General features: G+C 68.3%; 2 protein-coding genes and 1 pseudogene. 1 reads left to right on the top strand and 2 read right to left on the bottom strand.

Annotated elements, in window-relative coordinates:
* A pseudogene (locus tag ACFW2E_RS44765) lies at window positions 1–224 on the bottom strand (ATP-grasp domain-containing protein); the annotation flags it as partial.
* A 285-nt stretch (window positions 225–509) separates the two neighbouring features.
* Between ACFW2E_RS44765 and ACFW2E_RS44760 the strand changes: the two are divergent.
* Window positions 510–1,568 (top strand): PAS domain-containing protein, encoded by a 1,059-nt coding sequence (locus ACFW2E_RS44760; RefSeq protein WP_384477331.1) that lies wholly within the window; start codon window positions 510–512, stop codon window positions 1,566–1,568.
* A 184-nt stretch (window positions 1,569–1,752) separates the two neighbouring features.
* Here ACFW2E_RS44760 and ACFW2E_RS44755 read toward each other — a convergent pair whose 3' ends face one another.
* Window positions 1,753–2,268, bottom strand: coding sequence for a DUF4265 domain-containing protein (locus ACFW2E_RS44755; protein ID WP_384477327.1), 516 nt, complete (start codon window positions 2,266–2,268; stop codon window positions 1,753–1,755).
* Window positions 2,269–2,789: the final 521 nt, after the last annotated feature.

The following is a 2,789-nucleotide window of genomic DNA, read 5'->3' as shown; positions in this document are numbered from 1 at the left end:
GCCCCGACCTCCCGCGCACGGGAGGTGATGAGTTCGACCAGGTCGTGACCGTCCGTGTCCGGGACGGTGCCGACCGAGGCGCACAGCGTCGCGGCGTCGTCCGCCACGCCGTCCGGCAGTTCGCTCAGTGCCAGCAGGTGCACAGTGCACCTCGCGGCCACCCGCGTCAGGGCGTACCTCACCGGAGCTCCGCCCTTGGCATGCACGTACAGCACCTTGCTCACGGAAATCCAACTCCTTTGATGTCGAAGGCACCCACGACCGCCCGTTCGCCTCTTCCAAGCGAACCAGTACCAACTCGCCCCCAAGCGGCCGTACTACGCGAACCACTCAGGCAAATGCCTCACCCGTCCCCACGATTGGCGTCATGTGAAGGCGCCGTGATGCGCTAGCGAACAGACGGTGCGGAGCAGGGGGTGGTGCCTGACTCCCCCGCATGCCCGCGTGCTACGGGTTACGCATGAGGTGTCACCCAAAGTGATGCCGTACAGGATTGAAGGAGTTGGGCTGTGGACGAGGCCAATTACAAGGCACTGCCGACCGAGACAGACGGGGCGCCCGACCGGAACCCCTACGCCGCGCTCGCCGATCTCGCCCCGGCCGCCGCGTTCGTCCGCGATGTCACTGGTCGCTACGTATGGGCCAACCACGCCTACGCACACCTGTACGGCACGACACGCGACGCTGTGATCGGCCGCCATCTTGCCGACCTCGACGAACCCGCCGACGTCGCCCGCTTCCTCACCCTTGACCAGGAGGTCATGACCGGGGGCAGGCCCGTTCGCCACACGCTCACCTACCAGCGCTCCGACGGCTGCTCCGGCCAGGCGGCGGGCTATCGCTTCCCGGTCCTCTGGGGAGCGGCACGCTGCGTGGCGGGTATCTACGTCGACGTCACCGACTACTCCCAGGTACTGGACCAACGACACCGGGCCGAGGCGGACTTACGCACGCTCCGGGACCACAGCGGACTGGCCTGCGTCCGCCTGACCCGGGACGGACGGGTGAGCGAGGCCGGTATCGCGGTCGCCGAAGTCCTGCGGGTGCGCCTCTCCGACCTGATCGGGCTGCCCGCAGACACCCTGCTCGCCGAGACATCCGAACGCGCGACCCTGCACCGAGCCTGGGACGATCTGATCACCGGTCGGCGTAGGAGCGCCCGCGTGTCCGCTGTACTCGTCGACGCGGAGGGCTGGCAGCGGCGGGCCCGCATCCGGCTGAGCGCCGTGTGCGACACGGCGCCCGACATGTCCAAGGTGTCCAGGGTGTCCGGCATATGGGCTGTCGTCACCCACCTCGGCCTGCGCGATCAGGCCCAGCCCTCCCTGACGGCGGCCCAGGTACGGATACTCGCTCTGCTCGCGGCCGGGGGCAGCAACGCGGACGTCGCCGAGGAACTGCACCTCTCACGGCAGACGGTGGACTACCACCTGAGCCGTCTGCGTGATCTCCTCGGAGCCGCGACCCGTCCGGCACTGGTCGCCCGGGCCTATGTCCTCGGCATCCTCTCCGCGCAGGACTGGCCGCCCAGGTCGGCGACGGCGGCACGCCCATCCAGCCTGGTCTGAACGGGGTCCCGCCGGCCCTGGTGCATGCAGACGACCATCCCCGGGCTGGCTGTGACGTTGTTCAGCGGCCCCGGCATGTTGGCTTCCAGCGGCCCCAGTTGGCGAGGGTTCCGTAACTTCCCGACGTCCTGAAGTGGCCCCGGTTGTTGGCTGCGTCGGGACCACTGGGGGCGTCGCGGCACGGTCAGCTCCGCGTTGTCGAGAACGGCATAGCGTCGGCCCATTCCCAGAAGGCGCCCGCTTCGTCGACTTCCCGTTGCAGCAGGGCGAACAGTGGGCTCATGTCGGTGCCGGGAGGGACGTCGATGGCGACGAAGCGCTCCCCGTGCCATTCGCTGAGTAGCCCGGATTCTTTGATCGAGTTCTTAATGAGGTCGATGCTGCGGCCGAGTCGTTCGGCGTCCGCGCTCGGCCTGAGCAGTGTGCGCAGGACGCGGTGTCCGCTCGTCTGGACAACTTCGGCCACGCGAATTTCCGGTGAGAGACGGACCCGGTCTCCGAGAGCGAGGCCGTAGGTCATGAAGGGGATGCAGGCCACCGCGTATGTGCCGTCCTCTTCGGGTAGGAGCCACAGCTGCTCGATCTGCCCGTCAAGGTCGAAGGGGGCCAGATCGGCCTGGGCGATGTAGTTGCTCCCGGCCCGACCGACCGGGTCCTCGTGCACGATGTACTGCATCTCCGCCCCCTGCTGCCTGCTCATCTCGGCGAAGATCGTCCCATGTCCTCGACTCGCGCAGCTGACCGGGTGCTCCACTACTGCCCGCTCTTTTGCTGCACCCTGGCTTTGGAACGAGCCAGGCGGTAGGACTCGGTGCCCTTTTCTGTACTTTCTCTGCTGAACCCCCGCGGTGCTGGAAACTTCACGCCGGCCGTGTCGCGCCACGGCGTCGAAGCCGCCACCCTGAACAGGCGCGAACACGGCTATGTGCGTGCGTCGTTCACCTACCGCGGCGCCAGGGGGCCGGACGCGGTGTAGGTATGGCCTGCCACACTCGCGCGCTTCCCTCTATGACAGTGGAACCGCGAGGCCCGCCGCGTCCCGCCCCGCGGCGATCCCGCCCCCTTCCCTCCCCCGTCGTCGTGTACGGGCCCCGAAGGCCGGGTACTCGGTCGCTCCACGCCCCCCACGAAGAGGCCCGAGGAAGGCTTCATGGATGTCGTCCCGTCGCTCCCACCGGACGCGCCAGCGACCGAAACCGGGCCACCCGGCGAGGGGTTGTT

Source organism: Streptomyces sp. NPDC058964 (genome assembly GCF_042741275.1).
Classification (GTDB): Bacteria; Actinomycetota; Actinomycetes; order Streptomycetales; family Streptomycetaceae; genus Streptomyces.
This window is presented reverse-complemented; position numbering and strand designations above follow the sequence as displayed.

Excerpts from the sequence above, each read along its gene's own strand:
- ACFW2E_RS44755 (WP_384477327.1), bottom strand. The coding sequence starts at position 2,268 with ATGAGCAGGCAGCAGGGGGCGGAGATGCAGTACATCGTGCACGAGGAC.